Origin of the sequence: Enterococcus sp. HMSC072F02 (assembly GCF_001837725.1) — a bacterium.
GTDB lineage: Bacteria > Bacillota > Bacilli > Lactobacillales > Enterococcaceae > Enterococcus_B > Enterococcus_B lactis.
Map to the genome: position 1 here is coordinate 100,041 of NZ_KV833968.1, position 20,676 is coordinate 120,716.

Sequence of the window (20,676 nt, forward strand, 5' to 3'; positions counted from 1 at the left end):
AAGAAAGGAGTTTACGTTATGTTGTTTCAATCGATTGCCTTAGGTCTGGTCGGAATCATGTGCATCTTGGACTCTAGACTACTAGGGAGGATGAATTTTGAACGGCCTTTAATCGTGAGTACGTTAGTTGGGTTAGTATTAGGTGACTTGGAAAAAGGTTTGTTGGTTGGTGCTTCTCTGGAATTGATGTCGCTTGGTCTGGTAAATATCGGAGCAGCAGCGCCACCGGATATGAATATGGCGTCCATTATTGCTACAGCTTTTGCTATTCTATCTGGCTCCAATGCTGAAACTGCTCTGACTATTGCCATTCCAATCTCTGTATTAGGACAAATGCTTGGAATATTGATGCGGACGGTACTCTCAAATCTGACACATTGGGCAGATAATTTAATCAATGAAGGAAAGTTCAGCAGAGCACGACGGATCCACATAATCTATGGTACGGTCTTATATTCACTGATGTATTTTATCCCTATCTTTTTAGCTGTTTACTTTGGAACAGATTTAGTGAAAAATATCGTGAGCAGTATCCCAGTATGGTTGACAAATGGTCTGACTTTAGCAAGCAAAATTTTACCAGCATATGGTTTTGCTTTGTTGTTACAAACGATGTTGACGAAAAAAATGATCCCGTTTTTATTACTTGGTTTTCTAATCACAGCTTACTCCGGATTAAGCATCACAGGTATCGCAGCTTTTGCTTGCATTGTGGCCTTTGTGATGGCACAAGTCAAATTCAATGGTAAAGATAATAGGACAGCAGTAAGCGAACCTGATCCTTTAGATGATTTATAGAAAGGAGTTTTTTTATGACTAAGAAAGATCAAAATAGTTGGAAGTATTGGCAATTTTTCTGGCGTTCGTGGGCAATACAAGCTTCGTGGAATTACGAACGACAAATGAATATGGGATTTATGTATGGTATTGCACCAATCATCGATAAAATCTATGACAAGCCAGAAGACAAACAAAAGAAAATCGATGCTTATGAGCGGCACATGGCTTACTACAATTGTACGCCGCAAACAAGTTCATTCGTTTTAGGACTAACAGCATCTATGGAAGAACAATATGCCGAAGATCAAGAGAATTTCAATCCGGAAACCATCAGTGCTTTGAAGACTTCGCTTATGGGCCCTTTGTCAGGAATCGGAGACTCTTTCTTCCAAGGAACCATACGTGTTTTGGCCTTTGGCTTTGGAATCAATCTCGCTCAGCAAGGTAGTATCTTAGGCCCTATCTTGGCCATTATCATCTCCTTCATTCCGTCCTTTTTCGTTACATATTATGGCGGAAAAATTGGTTATAATACTGGGAATAAATATTTAGCGAAACTGTATCAAGAAGGTTTGATGGATAAAGTGATGTATGTTTGTACGATTATCGGTTTGATGGTCATTGGAGCCATGATTGCTAGTATGATTGGGATCACCACGCCGCTAAGATTCGGCAAGGCGTTTGTTTTACAGGATGTTTTAGATAATATCATGCCCCAGTTGATTCCTTTAGGGCTGACGTTTTTTATGTATTGGTTGTTGCAAAAGAAAGTTCGGACCGGTTTGATGCTCACTATTTGTATCGCTGGTGGTGTTTTACTAAGTTTATGCGGGATTTTTAATTAAGGGACCAACCTAATTTAGGTTAAAAATAAATAGTATGAGGAGGAATTCAAACATGAATTCAACATTAAGTCCAAAAGATATCGTCAAAGAAATCATCTCGAACAAAGAGGTGGAGTCCATCGTATTTGTCGGCTGTGGTGCATCGAAAGCAGATCTATATCCAGCAAAATATTTTTTAGAACAAAACGCAAACAAATTACGTATCAGCCACTTTACGGCAAATGAATTCAATTATGCGACACCTCGCTCGATCAACGATCATACTGTAGTTATTTCAGCTTCATTGGGAGGTACGACTCCTGAAACTGTTCAAGCTAACGCAGTAGCGAAAGAACAAGGTGCCACAGTTATTAGTTTAACACATAGCGTAGATTCTCCGTTAACGAAAGACGCAGACTATGTGATTTATCATCGTTTCACAGAAGATTACGCAGCAAAACTAGAAAAAACAGGTTACTGCTTAGAACTTGCAGTTGAACTACTAAATCAGATCGAAGGATATAAAGACTACGATAAGATGATGGATGGTTTCGACAAAATTTATGATTTGTCGCAAGAAAGTGCAAAGGGAGCACGTCTACAAGCAAAAAAATTCGCCGAACGTTTCAAAAATGAAAAGGTGATATATGTTATGAGTTCAGGAGCGACTCATGAAGTTGCGTATTCCACTTCTATTTGTTTAATGATGGAGATGCAATGGATTCACTCTGGTACTTTCCATTCTGGTGAATTTTTCCATGGTCCATTTGAAATCACGGACAAAGACGTACCATTTATCTTATTGATGAATGATGGTCGTACGCGTCAAATGGATGCCCGAGCACTGACTTTTTTGAATCGTTTCGATGCAAAAATAGAAATTGTAGATGCACTGGATTGGGGACTGTCTGCCCACATTGCGAAAGAGGTTCTTGATTACTTCAATCCATTCGTCATCACAGCAGTATTCCGCGTCTATGCAGAAGAATTAGCTGAAGTACGCCAGCATCCACTGACAAAGCGTCGTTATATGTGGAAATTAGAGTATTAAACTAGAGCTGAGGCCAAGTGCCTCGGCTTTTCTTCCCTTGCATTGAAAAGGGTTTCTTATTCTCGTACAATTGATTGAGCAAGAGTAAATTGGGTGGTGTTGATCATGAACAAAAAAGTAGAAAAATATTTAAAAGAGCTGACAAAAAATTACAGTGAGCATCATGCAGAAGATTTTTCAGCTTTATCAATTAGCGAAAATGTCGGTTTGAATCGAAGTACAACAAGCTTCTACTTAAATCAAGGAATGAAAGAAGGAGTATTGGTCAAGGTCAAGAGTTACCCCGTCTCTTTTTTACATGTTGAAGCTTTAGCTGAACTTGGCATTTTTCACAGAGAATCTGAATATGAAACTTGGGAAGACTTATTTGCAGCAGAAAAAGCCAATGCATTAGAAACGGTGATTGGAGCAAATGGCAGCTTAAGAGAAGCAGTTGATCAAATAAAAACAGCAGTACTTTATCCTGGGAATGGGTTACCTATTCTTTTATCGGGCAATAGCGGTTCAGGAAAAACATTTTTAGCAGAAAAAATCTATGAATATGCTGTAGCAGAAAAGGTCATCCCAAAAGATGCTCCGTTTATCTCTTATAATTGTGCCCAATATTTCAACAATCCTGAACTCTTGTCTTCTGCTTTGTTTGGCCATGTCAAAGGAGCATTTACCGGAGCAGAAAAAGAACATATTGGATTGATAGAAAAGCTGATAATGGCGTATTATTTTTGGATGAGGTTCACCGCTTAAGTGATGAAGGGCAAGAAAAGCTTTTTACATTTATGGATACAGGAGAAATTTCACCGATGGGGGACAATGCAATCAGACATAAAGCAAACGTCCGTATGATATTTGCAACAACTGAGAATGTCTATCAAACATTTTTGCCGACCTTTATTCGCCGTTTGCCAGTGATTGTCATGTTGCCGAATTATGAACGTCGTCCGCAATCAGAACGTATGCAACTGATAGACACATTTTTTATCAATGAAGCGAATATTTTGTCAAAACGCATCGATGTAAGTTATCAACTAGTGGACTTTTTGCTTAATAGTGACTTAGAAGGCAATGTAGGGAAGATAAAGAACATCGTGAAATATGTCTGCGGTAGTGCGTACGCCAAAAACCAAAATAGTCTGTCTATTCGAGTTCGTTTGAAGGATCTTCCAACTGAAAATACCATGCAGCTAAAAGAGCAGCTAAAAAAAACGATTAAAGCTTTATCAGACCGCCAATATTTGCCGCATACAGCTAACCAAGTCTTTTTAGAATCTTCAGAAGTCAGGCAAATCAGACAGTTATTTGAAAAAATAGTGCAAATGTATCAAAAAGTTGAAAAGCAAGAATTAATGATCAAAGATTTTATTGATCATACGGTAAATCGAATCAATCATTTGATGGACGAGTTTATTTTTAAAGATAGTTATTCGAAAGAAGAATCATTTTATTCTGTACTAACCTATCAGATACGAGAAACTTTTGATTGGATGCATGAAAACTACGGATTGGAACAAGATGGTAATCGTGTGATTGCCCTAGCACAGTATCTCTACCATAAAAACAACACAGATATGATTGCAGAAAATCATGAATGGCAAAGTGTCAAAGACAAGTTGTTAGAATTGGTTTCGAGTTCCATAGATACTTCTTATTGGTATGCTAAAAAAGTACTAGGACATATTTCTCGACAATTAGATCAAGATTTTAAAGAGGAAGATTTGATTTTTATTTCCTTTTATTTTCATGGGTTGCAGATCACGCTAGGAGAAAAGAAAATCAAGAGTATCATTTTAGCTCATGGTTATTCTACTGCTAGCAGTATGGCGAACGTAGGCAATCGGATACTGAAGCAGAATATCTTTCAAGCTTATGATATGCCAATCAATATCACGTTAGCTAAAGTAGAAGAACAAGTTATTCGCTTTATCAATGATCATCAAACGGACGCCGGGTTGATTTTATTAGTAGATATGGGGTCGTTGAACGAAATCGGAAAAAAGCTAGCAGATAAAATACGTGGTCCACTGCTGATTATCGATTATGTCTCTACGCCTCTTGTATTGGAGATTGGGCAGTTGATTCAAAGACAAATGTCTATCGCAGAAATCAGCCAAAAAATCGATATAGAAAACAAAGTAAAAAAACAACTAATACTACCAAAAAAAGAAAAAACACAGGCAATCTTAACTTGCTGTTACACCGGAATAGGTTCAGCTACTCAAATACAAGAGATTTTGGAATCTTGTTTAGAAAATCATTGCAAAGAATTGACGATTATTCCGTATGATTACAAAAAATTGCAAAAAAATAAAATGTATGAGGATCCTTTCCAAATATATGAAGTATTGATGATTGTAGGAACAGAAGATCCCAAAATCGAACAGGTTCCTTATATTGGTCTTGATCATTTAATTAACGGTGAAGATGTTGAGAAGTTCATTTCAATTCTACAAGATTATTTTGACATACGTGATAAAGATTTAAAAGAACAGCTGATGTTCAGTTTTTCAATTAATAAAATCATCGAAAATTTAACGATTTTGGACGCAACCAAACTGTTGCGTTTAGTGCAAAGTGCTGTATCCGTAGCTGAGGAAACCTTAGAGATCACTCTATCTAATAGTAAGTTGTTTTTACTATACCTACATTGCTGCTGTATGATTGAACGAATTTTAAGGAAAGAAAGTGTGGATGAACAAGAAGATATAGAGGAATATACGACTCAAGCAGGTGCAGAAATGGAACAGATCCATCGTGCCTTTTTCGAAATAGAGAGTGAGTATACTATCAAGATTTCCACGTTGGAATTACGATTGATTCATGAAATTATTTATGGATAGGAGGAAGGTTTGTGAATTTAGGCATGATTTTTGATATGGATGGTGTCTTAATTGACTCAGAAAATTTTTATTTTGATCGACGTATGCAATTTTTCAAAGAAAAAAACATCCTACCAGGTTCGACGAATAAGTTGGATTTCGTTGGACTGACAGAAAATGGGATTTGGGAAGTATTGGTCTCAGAAAAAGACCAACGAGCTGATCTTAGAAAAGAATACCTTGCGTACCGGGAAAAACATCCTATTGACTTTAAAATAGCACTGCGAAAGGGTGCGGAAGACATCTTGGATTATTTAAAAAAGAAAAGTATCAAAATTGCTCTTGCTTCTTCTTCTCCTCAAAGAGAAATCGACAAAATGCTGACACAGAATGCTTTAGCACCATACTTCGATTTTGTCATTTCAGGAGAAAAGCTATCTAAAAGCAAACCACATCCAGAAATTTATCAAATCGCAGTAAATGCATTGGATGGTAGACATTGCATCGCAGTAGAAGATTCTCCTGTTGGTATTGCGTCAGCAAAAGCAGCTAATTTATATACGATTGCATTAAAGCAAGATCTGCCCCTTGATCAGGCACAAGCAGATATCGTGATTGATGACTTGAACGATATCATTCAAATAATCGAAACTTACGATATAGATTGATTCAACTATCTGAAAAAGATTTAATGCCCCGAAACTTCGTGAAATTTTTGAACAAGAATCTTAAGCATATAATTAATTGATTGTGAGAAAAAATGGCTATCAATCGATATAAAAACAATCCAAAAACTGATTGCGAAAAGTATCTTTTCATCAGATATGAAAAGAAACTTCTATCGTGATCAGTTTTTGATTTTTGCAAAATTTATTTTGCTAAGACTAAATAGCAGAGAAAAGAGAATAATCTCTTCTCTGCACTCTATTCTATCGAGAGTTTCTCTATTTTTTGGTAAGCGAGCTGTTGCGAAAATGGAAAAGAGCGGAAATGTTGCGAATGTCAGTTATTTAATGATATGATATTCGGAAAAAGAAATCTCAAAGGGAGGTAACTTTTATGGGATTGAATGAATTTATTTTAGGATTGAACAATTTAGAGACGATCACAAGGGCACCTGGTTTTTTTAAATATACGGAGCATACAGTCGCAGCACATTCGTATCGTGTAGCATCTATTGCGCAAGTTCTAGGAGATATTGAAGAAGCAAATGGGCAGCCAATCGATTGGAAACTGCTCTATGAAAAATCACTGAATCATGACTACACAGAACGTTTTATTGGTGATATCAAAACACCAGTGAAATATGCAAGCAAAGAATTAAGAGGGATGCTGCAAACAGTTGAAGAAAAAATGACGGACGAATTCATCAATCAAGAGATTCCAGCTGAGTTCCAAGAAGTTTATCGCCGTCGGTTGTTCGAGGGAAAAGATGAAACTGTAGAAGGAGAACTATTAGCCATTTCAGATAAGGTTGACCTTCTTTATGAGTCTTTTGATGAAATCATCAAAAATAATCCAGAAAAAGTTTACAAGGAGATGTTCATTGAGGCAGTGACGACTATCAAAAGCTTTGAACATCGGCCTTCTGTTCAGTATTTCTTTAAAGAGATATTTCCGGAACTATTGAACCAGGAATTTTATGGAAAAGAGGCGTTTTTAGAAACTGTCTCAACGATTGTAAAGAAAGAAGAAAAATAAAAACGATATGAGATGCAGGGGGAAGTATAGTTGAAAAAGAATATGGATGTCGAATGGGGCTATTCTGGAGACAGAGGTCCGGAAAATTGGGCGAATTTATGTGATTGGTTTGCGAGAGGTGCGGAATTTCCGTTGCAGTCACCTATTCATTTAACAAAAGGTGAAGAAATAAAAATGAAAGGAGAGACACTTTCGTTTCATTATCAAAAGCAACGCTTCACTGACAAGGAATTCAAAAATACGATTCATTTAGTACCTTTTGATCAACTCAGTTATGTAGAGTTCAAGAAAGAACGCTATTATTTGACAGATATTCATTTCCACTTACCATCAGAACATATCATCGACGGGAAACAGGAAGATATTGAGTTTCATTTTGTTCATATGAACAGCAAAAAAGAGAATCTGGTCGTGGGCGTCATGTATCAGTTAATGGAACAGGAAGGTTGGTTTTATAATCAAGAAAATGGAGAGAGATGGAATTTAGAAAAACATGAACACTGGGTAAATCCAGATGTCTTTTTTCCAGAGAAAAAAAGCCATTTTCATTATGTAGGTTCATTGACAACTCCACCTACCAGCGGACCAATCCAATGGTTTGTGATGGATCATGTAGAAAAATTGAACCAAGAGTTTCTTCTACCCTTCAAAGGGCAGTATGCACAGCCGAACAACCGACCAATTCAACCCTTGAATGGAAGAGAAATTTATTATTTTGAGGAGTTTGAGCAATGAATATTCAACAAATGAAATATGTGGTCGCTGTGGCAAATAATGGTAGTTTCAGAGAAGCTGCAAAGAAAATGTTTGTTTCACAACCAAGTCTTTCAGCTGGTATCAAAGAATTAGAGACCGAGTTAGGAATCACGCTATTTACTCGAACGAATCGAGGTGCATATTTAACAGAAGAAGGACAAGATTTCTTAAATCGTGCCGAAAAAATCTTGGTTCAGCTTGATACATTAGAAAGTCACTATCTAACGAGTGAAAAGAGAGAGAATTTTTCAATCGCTGCCCAGCATTATGATTTCTTAGGTCCTTTGACCGCACAGCTACTCGAGGAATTCAAAGATGAAATCAAACAATTTCGGATCATGGAGACGACGACGGCGAGAGTGATCGAAGAAGTCAAAGAGCAGCACAGTGAAATCGGCATTATTTATATGAACGAGCATAATCAAGCTGGTATCAGAAGATATTTGCAACAAGGAGAACTAAGTGGCCGCAGCATTGGAAAATTTAAAACACACATTTTTTTAAGGCATGGACATCCGCTAGCTACACACGCAGAGATCACAAAAGAAGAATTGTTATCTTATCCTCAAGTTCGTTTTACACAGGATGGAAATAATTTTCCGTATTTTTATGAAGACCTTATCGAGATTCCTGATCAAGAAACAGTGATCTATACCAGTGATCGAGGGACTTTGATGAATATCGTTCTTGAAACTGATGCGTACGCTTCAGGGTCTGGTATTGTGATTGGAGGAATTCGTGAGCACTTGCGGTTAATTCCTTTAGCAGAAGGCGAGCTAAATGAATTTTATATCATTTATTCGGCAAAGCGCCCGCTCAGTGAAATCGCTCAAAGATTTATCAAAGAGCTTCCTCGGTTACTGGACCAACAGAATTAAGAAAAGCAGACGGAACATCTGACTGATATTAAGTAGAAAGAACAGCCAAACAAAACAGTTTATTCGAAATAAGGGGTTGTGACACGAATTTTGTCACAACCCCTCTTTTTATAGAAAGCAATTTATAACTGATTGCTTTTATGAAAAAGTACGAAAATATGATTCTAAGAAAATACATTCATTACCCGTTTTGTTTCATAGCTATAATTTTCTCTTCTTCTGGTGTCACGATGACTGTTTTCTGATTTTCATAAATGACGTAACCAGGTTTGGCACCATTTGGCTTGCGGATATGCTTCACTTGTACAAGATCAACTGGTACTTGGGCAGAATATCGATATTTTGAAAAATAGGCAGCTAACTCGGCAGCTTCGGTAATTGTTTCATCTGAAGGTTGATCACTTTTGATGATGACGTGCGAACCAGGGATATTTTTTGCATGGAGCCAATAGTCGGTTTTCTTAGCTGTTTTCATTGTCAGCTGGTCATTTTGAAGGTTGTTTTTACCAACAAGAATGAGCGTTCCGTCAGAAGAAAAGTATTGATCAGGCTGAGATGGTTTCTTTTTCTTTTGTTTTTTCTGTGTCTTCTTTTTCAAATAGCCCTCAGCAGTCAATTCTTCTTTGATTGCTTCGATATCCATCGGACCGGCAATTTCCAGTTGAGACAAGACAGATTCAAGATATTGGATTTCATCTTTGGCTTCTTGGATTTGTTCGCCAATCAACTTAACGGCATTCTTCAGCTTTTGGTATCGATGAAAATATTTCTGTGCATTTTGATTTGGCGTCAACGCCGGATCTAATGCTATTTTGATTGGCCGGTCTTCTTCATAATAATTAGGTAAAACAACTTCTTTTGCGCCACGTGGTACTTGTGTCAGAAAAGTAGTAAGTAGTTCGCCATCTCTACGGTAATTCTCAGCGTTTTCGGATTCTTTGAGTGTTTGTTCACGTTTTTTCAATTTATTTTTATTTCGTTTTAGTTCATTTTCGATTTTTCGGATCAGTTCTCCGCCTTGTTGTTTTGCCCGATCTTTCTCCGCTTTTTCGTGATAATAGCTATCTAATAATTGACTGAGTGTTGGATAAGTTGTCACAGCAGATGCTTGTTCGGAAAATACCTGATAAACAATCGGCGTAAAGAAATCTTTATTTGTCGTTTCGTAAAAAGTAGGGTCTGGGTGATTGATGATCGATGAGAAAAATTCGTCCCAAACAACCATTTTTTCATTAGGACGTTCAAGCAATCTCTTGGTCAGCTCTTGAGCAGTATCGAAACCGATTCCCTGAAACTGATATTGGATTGCTTTTGGTTCTAGTTCAGTTTGAGAAAGTCGCTGGAAGATTTTTTCTTTATCGGAGCTAAATGGGTTCAAGACCTCTTGTTTTGGCGGAGCAATGTATTCTACGCCGGGAAGCAAAGAACGATAAGTGTTTTGAGAGCTTCCTATGTGTTTGATCGCGTCCAATATTTTTCCAGTTTCTTGATTAACTAAGACGATCGTACTATGACGCCCCATTAATTCAACGATCAATATGATATTCTGTAAATCGCCCAACTCGTTGCGCTTAGCAAAGTGAAAATGGATCACTCGATCGTTTTCGATTTGTTCGATGCTTTCTAAAATAGCACCATCCAAATACTTTCGAAGCATCATCACGAAGTTAGGCGGATTATCAGGATTCTGATAATCGATTTGGGTAATCTGTACACGAGCATAACTAGGGTGCGCAGATAATAATAATCGATGGTTTTTGCCGCGTGAACGAATCACCAGCACGATTTCATTTTCATAAGGCTGATGGATTTTCGAGATCCGGCCAGATAGTAACGTTTCACGCAATTCGTTGACCATCGCATGGGTAAATACACCATCAAAGGACATGGTTCATTCCTCATTTCTTTTCATAAGTATATTCATTATAACGAAAAAAAGAAGAAAAACCAATTTGGCCGAATAGTGAAGCAAAAGTCTAGAAAAAATTGGACTAATTACATAAAAAACAGTGTTTTTATCGTTGAAATCCAAATTTTTAGGTATAATAAAAAATAGGAGAAAAAGTAGAAAAGAAGGTGTTTGTTATTTGGGAAGCAGTTAAATCGAGAGTACAAGAAATGAATGATCATTTCTCAGTGTCATTCGCAGAAAATCCAATTAAGTATTTTCGACGTCTTGTGTTTCTGCTCATCTTATCATTGCTACTAACAATTGCGATGTTTTTGTTGCCGGAAAAAATCCGAGAAGAGCAAGTAAATAGTCTCGTTTATTCATCCATACCAACCAGCAAATTAAAACCTTTTGATTACAGTCAAGCGGATCAGAAAATCAAACAAAGCCGAGCGATATCGGTGATGTTCAGCAAACCGAACGGGAAAACCTATCAGGATATGCTGGATGTCTTTAATGACCCTGAGCTTATGGAAGAATTGAATCGACCGATCTTTTATTATCCGATCGTTTATGACGTACATGAACTGGAACAAAAATATAACATACGAACGGATGAAGTGACATTTATTTTCTTTGATGGAGGAAAAGAAGCAAATCGGATAACTGCGGGTAAGGGAGGAATAACTGATTTTGATAAGGAGTTGATCCCTGAGCTGAATCGACTACCGTTAGCCAATATCAAACAATTAGAAGAAGAAATGGATAGAACAGGAACAGCTTCCCCAAATGCCGAGACTGCTAATTGAGTTGTTAACGTGATGAAATGGTGGCTCTATATAGCGCTATTTTTAATTATCAGAACAAGTGATGTTTGATCTTCAAAATAACAAATGAAAAAAATAAAAAATATAGTTGACGAAATTCAAAAATTCGATTAGACTTAAATCAATTCTTAAGGAAAGGGTGACCTGTAATGAACTTATCAAAACGTATTTCAGCAGAGAACAAAAAAAATTGGCGCAGCTGGCGTAGATAAGTTGTATTAATGGTGAAACTTTCCCATAGATACAACTTTTTAGAGTGCATTTCTAAAGCTTGTATCTATGCTAGACATGAACATTGACTGCCGCATAGATCCTATCTATGCGGTTTTTTGTGTAAAGACAATGACCGTTTTGGCCATTGTCTTTTTTTGTAGACTGGATAATTGCCTGATTTTAATAAATAAAAAGATTGACTTTGCAGGAGGAAAAAATGAAAAACAAACGTTTAATAACAGTTGTAGTAATTATTTTAGTTTATTTAGCAGGTGCATTTATTTATGGAAAAGCCTCAGGAGAAAAAGAAAGTACTTCGACGAACCAGACAAAAAAAACAACAGTTGTCGGGGTATTGCAATATGTGAGCCATCCGGCATTAGATGAGATTTATCGAGGGATCAAAGATGGTCTGAAAGAAGAAGGATTAAAAGAAGGAGAAAATCTTGAAATCAAATTTCAAAATGGACAAGCCGATCAGAGCAAGCTAGCCACAATGAGTCAACAGCTAGTACAATCCGATCCTGATGTTTTGATCGGAATCGCAACGCCTGCTGCTCAATCATTAGCAAACACGACTTCGTCGATTCCCGTTGTATTAGGTGCTGTAACGGATCCTGTGGGGGCTGGATTAGTTGGTTCTTTAGAGAAACCTGGTGGAAACGTGACAGGTGTTTCTGATCAGCCACCTGTTGCTTCACAAATCAAGCTTGCTTCTGATTTGCTGCCAAATGCAAAAAAAGTCGGGATCTTGTATGCTTCTTCGGAAGATAATTCAAAATACCAAGTAGCACAAGCGGAAGAAGCTGCAAAAAAAGAAGGGTTAGAAGCAGTAAAATATGCGGTGCCTTCCACTAATGAGATTGCACAAACGGTACAAGTGATGAGCCGACAAGTCGATTTTATCTATGTTCCATTAGACAATACGATTGCCAATGCTATGCAGACAGTGGTTAAAGAAGCGAATAAAGCAAATATCCCCGTCATTCCTTCTGTTGATACAATGGTAGAACAAGGCGGACTAGCAACAATCGGGATCAATCAATATCAATTAGGGCTTCAAAGCGGTAAGATGGCGGCAAAACTTGCGAGCGGAAAAGAAAAACCGGAAACGATACCTGTTTATATGTTTGATCAAGGGGATACAGTGATCAATCAATCTCAGGCTGATCACTTAGGAATCACTATTCCTCAATCGATGAAAGAAAAAGCCAAAATCATTACAGATGAGTCGCAACAAGAAACATCTAAGGAGGATGACAAATGATCGTATCAGCTATTTCACAAGGCATGCTTTGGGCAATATTAGGATTAGGGATTTTCATGACCTATCGGATCTTAGATTTTCCTGATATGACGACAGAAGGGTCCTTCCCATTAGGTGCTGCTGTCTGTGTGACAGCTATCACTCATGGGGTAGCACCGATTTTAGCTACGTTATTGGGCGTAGGTGCTGGTATGGTAGCAGGACTCATTACAGGGTTACTTTATACAAAAGGAAAGATACCGGTTATTCTAGCAGGGATTTTAGTGATGTCAGGATTGAACTCAGTTATTTTGTTTGTGATGCGAACACCAAATCTATCTTTATTGAATCATCCGATTCTACAAGACAGCTTTCATCGCTTTGGATTACCTGATTACTTTGACACAGTCCTTCTTGGCTTCATCTCTTTGGGCATCTTGATTGCTGTACTGCTATTCTTCTTCAATACAGATTTAGGTCAAGGCTATATTGCGACAGGAGACAACGAAACGATGGCTCGGTCGTTAGGGATAAAAACCGATCGTATGAAAATTTTAGGTTTGACTTTGTCGAACGGTGTCATTGCATTATCCGGTGCGCTGATTGCCCAGAATGACGGATATGCAGATGTAAATAAAGGGATTGGAGTGATCGTCATCGGTCTTGCTTCCATCATCATCGGTGAAGTGATTTTCCAAGAATTGACGCTAGCAGAAAGATTGATTGCTATTGTTGTCGGCAGTATCATTTATCAACTATTGATTTTAGTAGTAATCAAACTAGGGTTTGACACGACTTATCTGAAGTTGTTCTCCGCTATCATCTTAGCTATTTGTCTGATGATCCCGCAATTGAAGAAAGCACTGAACTTAAAAACGGGTTTTGAGAAGGAGGCATAGTAATGACAGATATATTGACAATCAAAAACGGCAGAAAAGTCGTAAACAATGGAATGAATGAAGAGAAAGTACTATTGGATGAAATCAACCTTACAATCAGAGAAGGGGACTTTATCACTGTTCTTGGCGGGAATGGTGCTGGAAAAAGCACACTGTTCAATACCATCGCTGGTACGCTTCAACTCAGTCAAGGATCGATCTCTTTTAAAGATCAGCTGATTACAAAAGATTCAGAAGAAAAAAGAGCACGATTCCTTTCTCGGGTTTTCCAAGACCCTAAGATGGGAACGGCTCCCCGGATGACTGTAGCAGAAAATCTGCTACTTGCACAAAAAAGAGGGCAAAAGCGGAAATTCCGTTTACGTAACTTGAAAAATCAAAAAGAAGATTTTTTCAGACTATGTCAAGAAGTCGGTAATGGCCTAGAACAACATTTGGATACTCCAGCAGGGGAATTATCTGGCGGTCAACGCCAAGCATTAAGTTTGCTGATGGCGACGATCACGGCTCCTGAATTACTGTTATTAGATGAACATACTGCCGCTTTAGATCCTAAAACAGCTAAAGCATTAATGCAGTTAACAAATCAGCGGATCAATGAACAAAAATTGACTTGTCTCATGATCACGCATCGAATGGAAGACGCCTTGAAATACGGAAATCGTCTGATCGTACTCCAAAAAGGAAAAATTGTTCAGGATCTTTCTAAAAAAGAAAAGCAACATTTGACAATGGGCGACCTTTTGCAGTTCTTTGAAGAAGTAGTAGATTGATTTCGACAGAAAGTCTCCTTTCAGTAGAAGGACTTGAAAACTCATTGACATCTTCCTTTGATTCATCCTATACTTAAAACAATAAACAATTGGAACATATTTGGGTGTTTTGTAGGATCACGTAGTCAATGATTTTAACAATTAAATAGAATATTCTTTGCTCTGACAAGTGAACGATGAGAAAAGAATTTGCTACTTTGCCACCTAGACGTTTCGTACTTTTTCGTATCAAACGCTAAGTGGCTTTTTTTATTGAAGTAAGAACAAAGGAGGAATAAGATGATTTCTGGACAAACCAAATTAGCTGGACTCTTTGCTGATCCAGCTTCTCACAGTTTATCTCCATTGATGCACAATACTGCTTTTGAAGCAAACAACATCGATGCGGTGTATTTAGCTTTCAAAGTAAACCCAATGAATTTGAAGCAAGCAGTCGAAAGTATACGAACTTTTGATATGTTAGGTGTGAACCTTTCGATGCCGAATAAAACAGCGGTTATTCCTTATCTGGATGAGGTAAGCCAGGAAGCACAATTGATTGGAGCAGTGAATACGATCGTGCACGAAAAAGGTCGTTTGATTGGCTATAATACCGATGGTGCGGGCTTCATGCAATCCGTACAAGAAGCTGGGATTTCGGTCAAAAAGAAAAAAGTGACTCTGCTGGGCGCTGGAGGGGCAGCAAAGGCAGTCACTGTTCAAGCGGCGTTAGACGGTGCTAAGGAAATTGTAGTTTATAAACGAAACAATCAAACATTCGCTCAAGTAAAAGAAACATTCGAACAACTCAGCTATCGAACTTCTTGTGAGATAAAAGTTCGTGATTTTGCCGATACGTATCAATTAAGAAAAGACTTGAAAGAAAGCTGCCTTCTAGTCAATGCAACAGATATCGGGATGGGAAAGAAAATCGATCAGTCACCGCTCTTAGATATAAACATGATGCATGAGAAACTAGCGGTTTTTGATTTGATTTATGCACCTAGAGAAACACGTTTATTAAAAGAAGCAAAAAAAGTAGGAGCAAAAGGATACAATGGACTTGGCATGTTGATCTACCAAGGAGCAATCGCGTTTGAATTATGGACAAAGGAAAAGATGCCGATCCATGTGATTGAAAAACTGTTTGATTAAAAAAGGATAATAGATAAAGATTTTTTATTCTCGCATAAACGGTCTCAAGAAAAGTAATTCTTTATGTATCGAAGCATTTATTTCGTTATTTTTTATTAAATTATCAAAAAATGATAGGCTTTTGTCGATTGGTTATCGTATCCTTTATTTATCAGTAAGAAACGAGGAGGAACCACAATGAGTCGGATGGATCGCTATAAGGACATCCATAAGAAGGCGAAACCTCTGAAGCGGGATACGGGGAGTATTTTTGCTAGAAGAGAACGAAAACGAACGCGTATGGAAAATGAGGAAGATGCTACCCGTATTTATGAAAGAGAGCAGCACTCATTTGAACATTTGAACCAACACGAACAACAGATATATAGAGATGCACCAAGAACAGAAGAACAACAAAAAAATAAAAAATTTTTCAATCGGCAAAAGAAGAACAAACCGTTGAAATCTCGAAGAAAGCGATCGTGGAAAAAAATCATTCTATCGATTTTGCTTGTTTTGATCCTTTATTCAGGTATCTCATTTTTTATTGGTAAATATGTAGCTGAACATGACACAAGCTTAGAGGCAGCGACTTCAGAAACCTTTCATGGGCAAAAAGCGACAAATGGTGCGCATAATATTTTGATTCTTGGGAGTGATACACGCGGAGAAGATGCTGGACGAGCTGATACGATCATGGTCTTACAGTTGGATGGTCCTTCCCATAAGCCGAAACTGATTTCTTTTATGCGTGACAGCTTCGTTACGATCCCAGGGGTAGGACAAAATAAGATCAATTCAGCTTATGCATACGGAGGAGCCGATCTAGTGCGTCAAACTTTAGTAGAAAATTTTGGAATCAATTGTCAATACTATGCGAAAGTCGATTTCAAATCGTTTGAAAAAGTGATCGATGCCTTGTTCATGAACGGAGTGAAGATCGATGCAGAAAAAGATCTGAATCTGGATGGTGTAGATATTAAAAAAGGGGTCCAGAAGATGGATGGACATGTTCTTTTGCAGTACGCACGTTTCCGAATGGATGAAGAAGGAGACTTTGGCCGTGTCAGACGCCAACAGCAAGTAATGAACGCTATTTTCAGCCAATTGAAGAATCCATTGAATCTGATTCGTGCACCTTATGCAGCTGGTAAAGCTTTAGGGTATACATCCACAGATGTCACTGCTTGGTTCTTGACGAAAAACCTCTTTTCGATTGCACGAGGAGCTGGTGGCATTGATCGAATAAGTGTGCCAGTAGACGGTTCGTGGAATTATGGGCAAAGTGATTATGCTGGTAGCATTCTTGAAATTGATAATCAAATGAATCAATCAGTTATTACAGATTTTTTGAATAAATGATCATAAAAAAGATTAAGAAGAAGTTGCGACAAGGCTTTTGTCATGAATCAATCAAACGATTCACTCGTAAAAAACGCTTTCTTATGATAGATTATAACCAAGAAAGGAGCTGTTTACATTGGATATCTATCTGAACTTCAAAAATGAGTCTCGTGAAGCCATCGCTTTTTATGAAAAAAGTTTTTGAGACTGAAGCATCAGGTATCACCACATACGGTGAAATGCCTGGAATAGAACAAATGAACTTGCCAGAAGAAGCAAAAAATCTAATCACGAATGCACGGTTGAACATTTATGATACATTAGTTATGTTTGCAGATATGCCAGAAAGAATTGGTCCTGAATTAGTTGTTGGAAATAATGTTTCTTTAGTCATCCAAACAAGAAATGAAGAAGAAACGAAGCATCTATTTGAAAGCTTAGCTGATGGTGGTAAGATTGAGATGCCGCTGGATGCTGTTCCGTGGGCTCAGTTGTATGGGATGGTAACTGATCGATTTGGCATCAATTGGCAGATTAACCAAGAGTGACAGCTAAAGATGAATATTTTCTAGAAACATCAAGCAGCAAACGGAACAACGTTTGCTTGCTTGATGTTTTTTGTGCCTATTTCGACTATACGGTATCTTTTTTTTATTGCCAGATGCGAAAATATGTTCCATAATAGAGAAGTCCGCAAAAAATCAAGTAACGGAGGTCAGAAGATGAAGACGGTGATACTAGCTGAAAAACCTTCACAAGCAAAAGCCTATGCCGAAACCTTCCAACAGCTAAAGCGGCATGAAGGGTATTATGAAATCAGCGATCCATTGTTTGCTGGTGAAGTAACCATCACTTATGGTTTTGGACATCTGGTAGATATGGTTGCCCCAGGAGCTTATGAAGAGCGTTGGGCAAAATGGTCTTTAGAAAATTTGCCTATTTTCCCAGAAACCTTCCGTTACGAAGTTCCAAGGGACAAACGTGCACAATTTTCGATTGTAAAGCGAGAGTTACAGTCAGCCAATACCATCATTATTGCAACAGATGGTGATAGAGAAGGTGAAGCCATCGCGTGGTCGATTATTCGTCAAGCAAACGCCTTTTCTAAAGAAAAGAACTATTTACGTTTATGGATCAATTCTCTTGAAAAAGAAGCAATATATGAAGGTTTTAAGAATCTCCAACCTGGAAAGAACTATTTTCCAAAATATAAAGAAGCGCAAGCAAGGCAGAATGCTGATTGGCTGATTGGAATGAACGGAAGCCCATTATATAGCTTACTGCTTCAACGAAAAGGGATTGATGGTAGTTTTTCTCTTGGTCGTGTACAAACGCCGACACTTTACATGATTTATCAGCTGCAAGAAGAAATCAAACACTTCAAAAAAGAAACGTACTTTGAAGGAGAAGGTTTAATTACGACAAACAAAGGACAGTTTTCAGGAAAAATCGTACCAAAAAAAGCATTTAAAACACAAGAAGAGTTAACAAAGGAAATAGAGAGACTCGGAGCGCATTTAGGTAAGCAAAACGGACGGATTCTTGAAGTTACGAAAAAGGGAAAGAGGTTGCATAGCCCACGTTTATTTTCGCTATCTAGTTTGCAGACAAAGATGAATCAGCTAATGAAAGCAAGTGCTAAAGCCACACTTGATGCTGCTCAAGGATTGTATGAAAGCAAATTTCTAAGCTATCCAAGAACGGATTCCTTTTATATCACAGAAAATGAGCATCAGTATCTGGTTAAACATCTGCAAAACTATAAAAAGTTTTTAGGAATAGAAGAAGTACAGACAACTGAGATCAGAGCAAAGAAACGGTATGTCGATGCGAAAAAAGTTCAAGAACATCACGCAATCATTCCGACAAAGACGATTCCGACTCCTGCACGCTTTGCGAAGCTATCTAAATTACAGCAAGCAATCTATTTGCAAGTCTTACGTACCACTGTGGCTATGTTTGCCGCAGATTATATTTATGAAGAGACGACTGTCACGACGGGTGTACAGCAATTAAAGCTAAAAAGCACCGGAAAGATCCCATTACAGCAAGGGTGGCAGGAAATCTTGCGCATCAAGTCAAAAAAGAAAGAAGCTCAGACGCTTCCTCCTATCGTAGAAAATGAAGAAGCAGAAGTAGAGCTGAAAAGTATGGAGAAAGAAACACAACCTCCGAAACCCTATACCGAAGGAACCTTGATCACAGCAATGAAAACTGCGGGAAAAACGCTGGATAATGATGAAGCGCAAGAAATCCTCAAAGAAGTAGAAGGAATAGGGACCGAAGCTACACGGGCCAATATCATTGAAAATCTTAAGCAGAAACATTACATCGAAGTCAATAAAAACGAAATAATCGTTACGCCAAAAGGAATCACTCTTTGTAAGGCAGTAGCTAATGAACCATTGCTGACAAGTGCAGAAATGACTGCACGCTGGGAAGGATACTTGAGAAAAATCGGTAACCAAGAAGGAACGCCATCTGTTTTTTTAGAAAACATCAAAAAATTCATCTTACATTTATTGGCAGAAGTACCTAATCAAATCGATAAGGTAGATTTCTCAGATGAGATCAGCGGAATACGCCAGATAAAAGCGATGGAGAAGAAAAACGACCAATTAGGAAGATGTCCAAAATGTAAAAAAGGGGTAGTCATGCTTTATCCTAAAATCGCTACATGTTTGAACCCGGAATGCGACTTCAAATTGTGGCCAACAGTAGCTAAAAAGAAGCTGACTAAAACAAATCTCAGAGATTTGCTTTCAAAAGGAAAGACAAGTAAAGTTGTCAAAGGTTTTACTGGTAAAAAAGGGAAATTCGATGCAGTTTTAGTATTAAAAGAAGATATGACGATCGGTTTTTCTTTTCCATGGATCGAAAACAGCGGAACAAAAGCAGTTGATGGAAACAAAGAAACATCAAGAAAAAATAATGAAAACGAAGTAGAGTAAATGAAAACAATGAAATAGCAGAATATTTATTCCGAAAAGTCAGAATATAAATACCAATAAAACCAAAAAATATCAGTCAATCAAGCAAAAATGTTGGGGTAGGCTGATTTTATATAGATAGCAAGGAGTTTTTTTATTTGAAAAAAGTGCATTCATTTTTAAATTATCTTATGGGAGCAATCACGATTGTGGCTGTATACCAAGCATTTCTAAAGTATCCTGATTACGGGACGAAGTTGCTGTCATTGACGCACAATCAAACAGCATATTCACCAACGCTGATTTTATCGACTTTGACTGCAGGAGCTAAAAGCGCTACTTATTTTTTTCATAAAACGACAAGCATGTTGAAGCGAAAGAAACAGCGTAAACAATTGTTGATGGTGGTAGGGGCTATGATCATTATTTATTTCCTACCAGTTATTACACAAGTATTCCATCAATATTTTGGTTAAAAATACGAGAGTTTGTGACAAAAGTCATGTCACAAACTCTTTTAACTTTTTTCTTTTTCGTTTTTCCGTAAGAAAAAGTAAATCAATAGTATATACATTGATTAAATGTATATACTTAGATATAATGTACTTACTATAGAATGATATAGAATATAGAGGGT

General features: G+C 37.7%; 17 protein-coding genes and 2 pseudogenes. 18 read left to right on the plus strand and 1 reads right to left on the minus strand.

The window, feature by feature from the left end; all coding sequences use genetic code 11:
- Positions 1-18: 18 nt before the first annotated feature.
- From HMPREF2731_RS10755 to HMPREF2731_RS10790, 9 genes and pseudogenes are all read left to right on the plus strand, one after another.
- Entirely contained in the window at positions 19-798 is a 780-nt protein-coding gene (locus HMPREF2731_RS10755; RefSeq protein WP_002313784.1) for a PTS mannose/fructose/sorbose/N-acetylgalactosamine transporter subunit IIC, read from the plus strand.
- A 14-nt stretch (positions 799-812) separates the two neighbouring features.
- Positions 813-1,625 carry a PTS system mannose/fructose/sorbose family transporter subunit IID gene (locus HMPREF2731_RS10760; protein WP_002309306.1) on the plus strand — a complete coding sequence of 271 codons (813 nt, stop codon included), beginning with the start codon at positions 813-815 and terminating at the stop codon, positions 1,623-1,625.
- Positions 1,626-1,677: 52 nt separating this feature from the next.
- Positions 1,678-2,655, plus strand: coding sequence for an SIS domain-containing protein (locus tag HMPREF2731_RS10765; protein ID WP_070872938.1), 978 nt, complete (start codon positions 1,678-1,680; stop codon positions 2,653-2,655).
- 105 nt (positions 2,656-2,760) lie between these two features.
- Positions 2,761-5,489, plus strand: a pseudogene (locus HMPREF2731_RS10770) (sigma 54-interacting transcriptional regulator).
- Between the two features lie 11 nt (positions 5,490-5,500).
- Positions 5,501-6,136: an HAD family hydrolase gene (locus HMPREF2731_RS10775; protein WP_002309302.1), complete on the plus strand. Its 636-nt coding sequence runs from the start codon at positions 5,501-5,503 to the stop codon at positions 6,134-6,136.
- Positions 6,137-6,211: 75 nt separating this feature from the next.
- Positions 6,212-6,490 carry a hypothetical protein gene (locus HMPREF2731_RS15565; protein WP_073490441.1) on the plus strand — a complete coding sequence of 93 codons (279 nt, stop codon included), beginning with the start codon at positions 6,212-6,214 and terminating at the stop codon, positions 6,488-6,490.
- A 37-nt stretch (positions 6,491-6,527) separates the two neighbouring features.
- Positions 6,528-7,169, plus strand: a complete 642-nt coding sequence (locus tag HMPREF2731_RS10780) for a YfbR-like 5'-deoxynucleotidase (RefSeq protein ID WP_002288886.1) — start codon at positions 6,528-6,530, stop codon at positions 7,167-7,169.
- 42 nt (positions 7,170-7,211) lie between these two features.
- Positions 7,212-7,904: a carbonic anhydrase family protein gene (locus HMPREF2731_RS10785; RefSeq protein ID WP_002316248.1), complete on the plus strand. Its 693-nt coding sequence runs from the start codon at positions 7,212-7,214 to the stop codon at positions 7,902-7,904.
- Positions 7,901-8,803 carry a LysR family transcriptional regulator gene (locus HMPREF2731_RS10790; RefSeq protein ID WP_002309299.1) on the plus strand — a complete coding sequence of 301 codons (903 nt, stop codon included), beginning with the start codon at positions 7,901-7,903 and terminating at the stop codon, positions 8,801-8,803. Before HMPREF2731_RS10785 ends, HMPREF2731_RS10790 begins: the two co-directional genes overlap by 4 nt.
- 181 nt (positions 8,804-8,984) lie before the next feature.
- Here HMPREF2731_RS10790 and efbA read toward each other — a convergent pair whose 3' ends face one another.
- Positions 8,985-10,691 carry a fibronectin-binding protein EfbA gene (gene efbA, locus HMPREF2731_RS10795; protein ID WP_002313779.1) on the minus strand — a complete coding sequence of 569 codons (1,707 nt, stop codon included), beginning with the start codon at positions 10,689-10,691 and terminating at the stop codon, positions 8,985-8,987.
- A gap of 188 nt (positions 10,692-10,879) precedes the next feature.
- Between efbA and HMPREF2731_RS10800 the strand changes: the two genes are divergently transcribed.
- The 9 genes and pseudogenes from HMPREF2731_RS10800 to HMPREF2731_RS10840 all read left to right on the plus strand — a co-directional run bounded on the left by HMPREF2731_RS10800 (position 10,880) and on the right by HMPREF2731_RS10840 (position 20,515).
- Positions 10,880-11,503 (plus strand): thioredoxin domain-containing protein, encoded by a 624-nt coding sequence (locus HMPREF2731_RS10800; RefSeq protein WP_002309297.1) that lies wholly within the window; start codon positions 10,880-10,882, stop codon positions 11,501-11,503.
- A gap of 448 nt (positions 11,504-11,951) precedes the next feature.
- Complete coding sequence (trpX, locus tag HMPREF2731_RS10805; protein ID WP_070872939.1) at positions 11,952-13,001, plus strand: tryptophan ABC transporter substrate-binding protein; 1,050 nt, start codon at positions 11,952-11,954, stop codon at positions 12,999-13,001.
- On the plus strand, positions 12,998-13,879 hold the full coding sequence (locus tag HMPREF2731_RS10810) for an ABC transporter permease (protein ID WP_002309295.1): 882 nt from the start codon (positions 12,998-13,000) through the stop codon (positions 13,877-13,879). Before trpX ends, HMPREF2731_RS10810 begins: the two co-directional genes overlap by 4 nt.
- Positions 13,880-13,881: 2 nt before the next feature.
- On the plus strand, positions 13,882-14,652 hold the full coding sequence (locus tag HMPREF2731_RS10815) for an ABC transporter ATP-binding protein (RefSeq protein WP_002313778.1): 771 nt from the start codon (positions 13,882-13,884) through the stop codon (positions 14,650-14,652).
- 279 nt (positions 14,653-14,931) lie between these two features.
- Positions 14,932-15,786 carry a shikimate dehydrogenase gene (aroE, locus tag HMPREF2731_RS10820; protein ID WP_002309292.1) on the plus strand — a complete coding sequence of 285 codons (855 nt, stop codon included), beginning with the start codon at positions 14,932-14,934 and terminating at the stop codon, positions 15,784-15,786.
- Between the two features lie 177 nt (positions 15,787-15,963).
- Positions 15,964-17,127, plus strand: a complete 1,164-nt coding sequence (locus HMPREF2731_RS10825; protein WP_070872941.1) for an LCP family protein — start codon at positions 15,964-15,966, stop codon at positions 17,125-17,127.
- A 118-nt stretch (positions 17,128-17,245) separates the two neighbouring features.
- Positions 17,246-17,657: pseudogene (locus tag HMPREF2731_RS10830) on the plus strand (VOC family protein).
- Between the two features lie 174 nt (positions 17,658-17,831).
- A complete protein-coding gene (topB, locus tag HMPREF2731_RS10835) occupies positions 17,832-20,060 on the plus strand; it encodes a type IA DNA topoisomerase (RefSeq protein WP_070872945.1) in 2,229 nt (742 codons plus the stop codon).
- Positions 20,061-20,230: 170 nt separating this feature from the next.
- Positions 20,231-20,515, plus strand: a complete 285-nt coding sequence (locus tag HMPREF2731_RS10840) for a hypothetical protein (protein ID WP_002313773.1) — start codon at positions 20,231-20,233, stop codon at positions 20,513-20,515.
- The last annotated feature ends 161 nt before the right edge of the window (positions 20,516-20,676 follow it).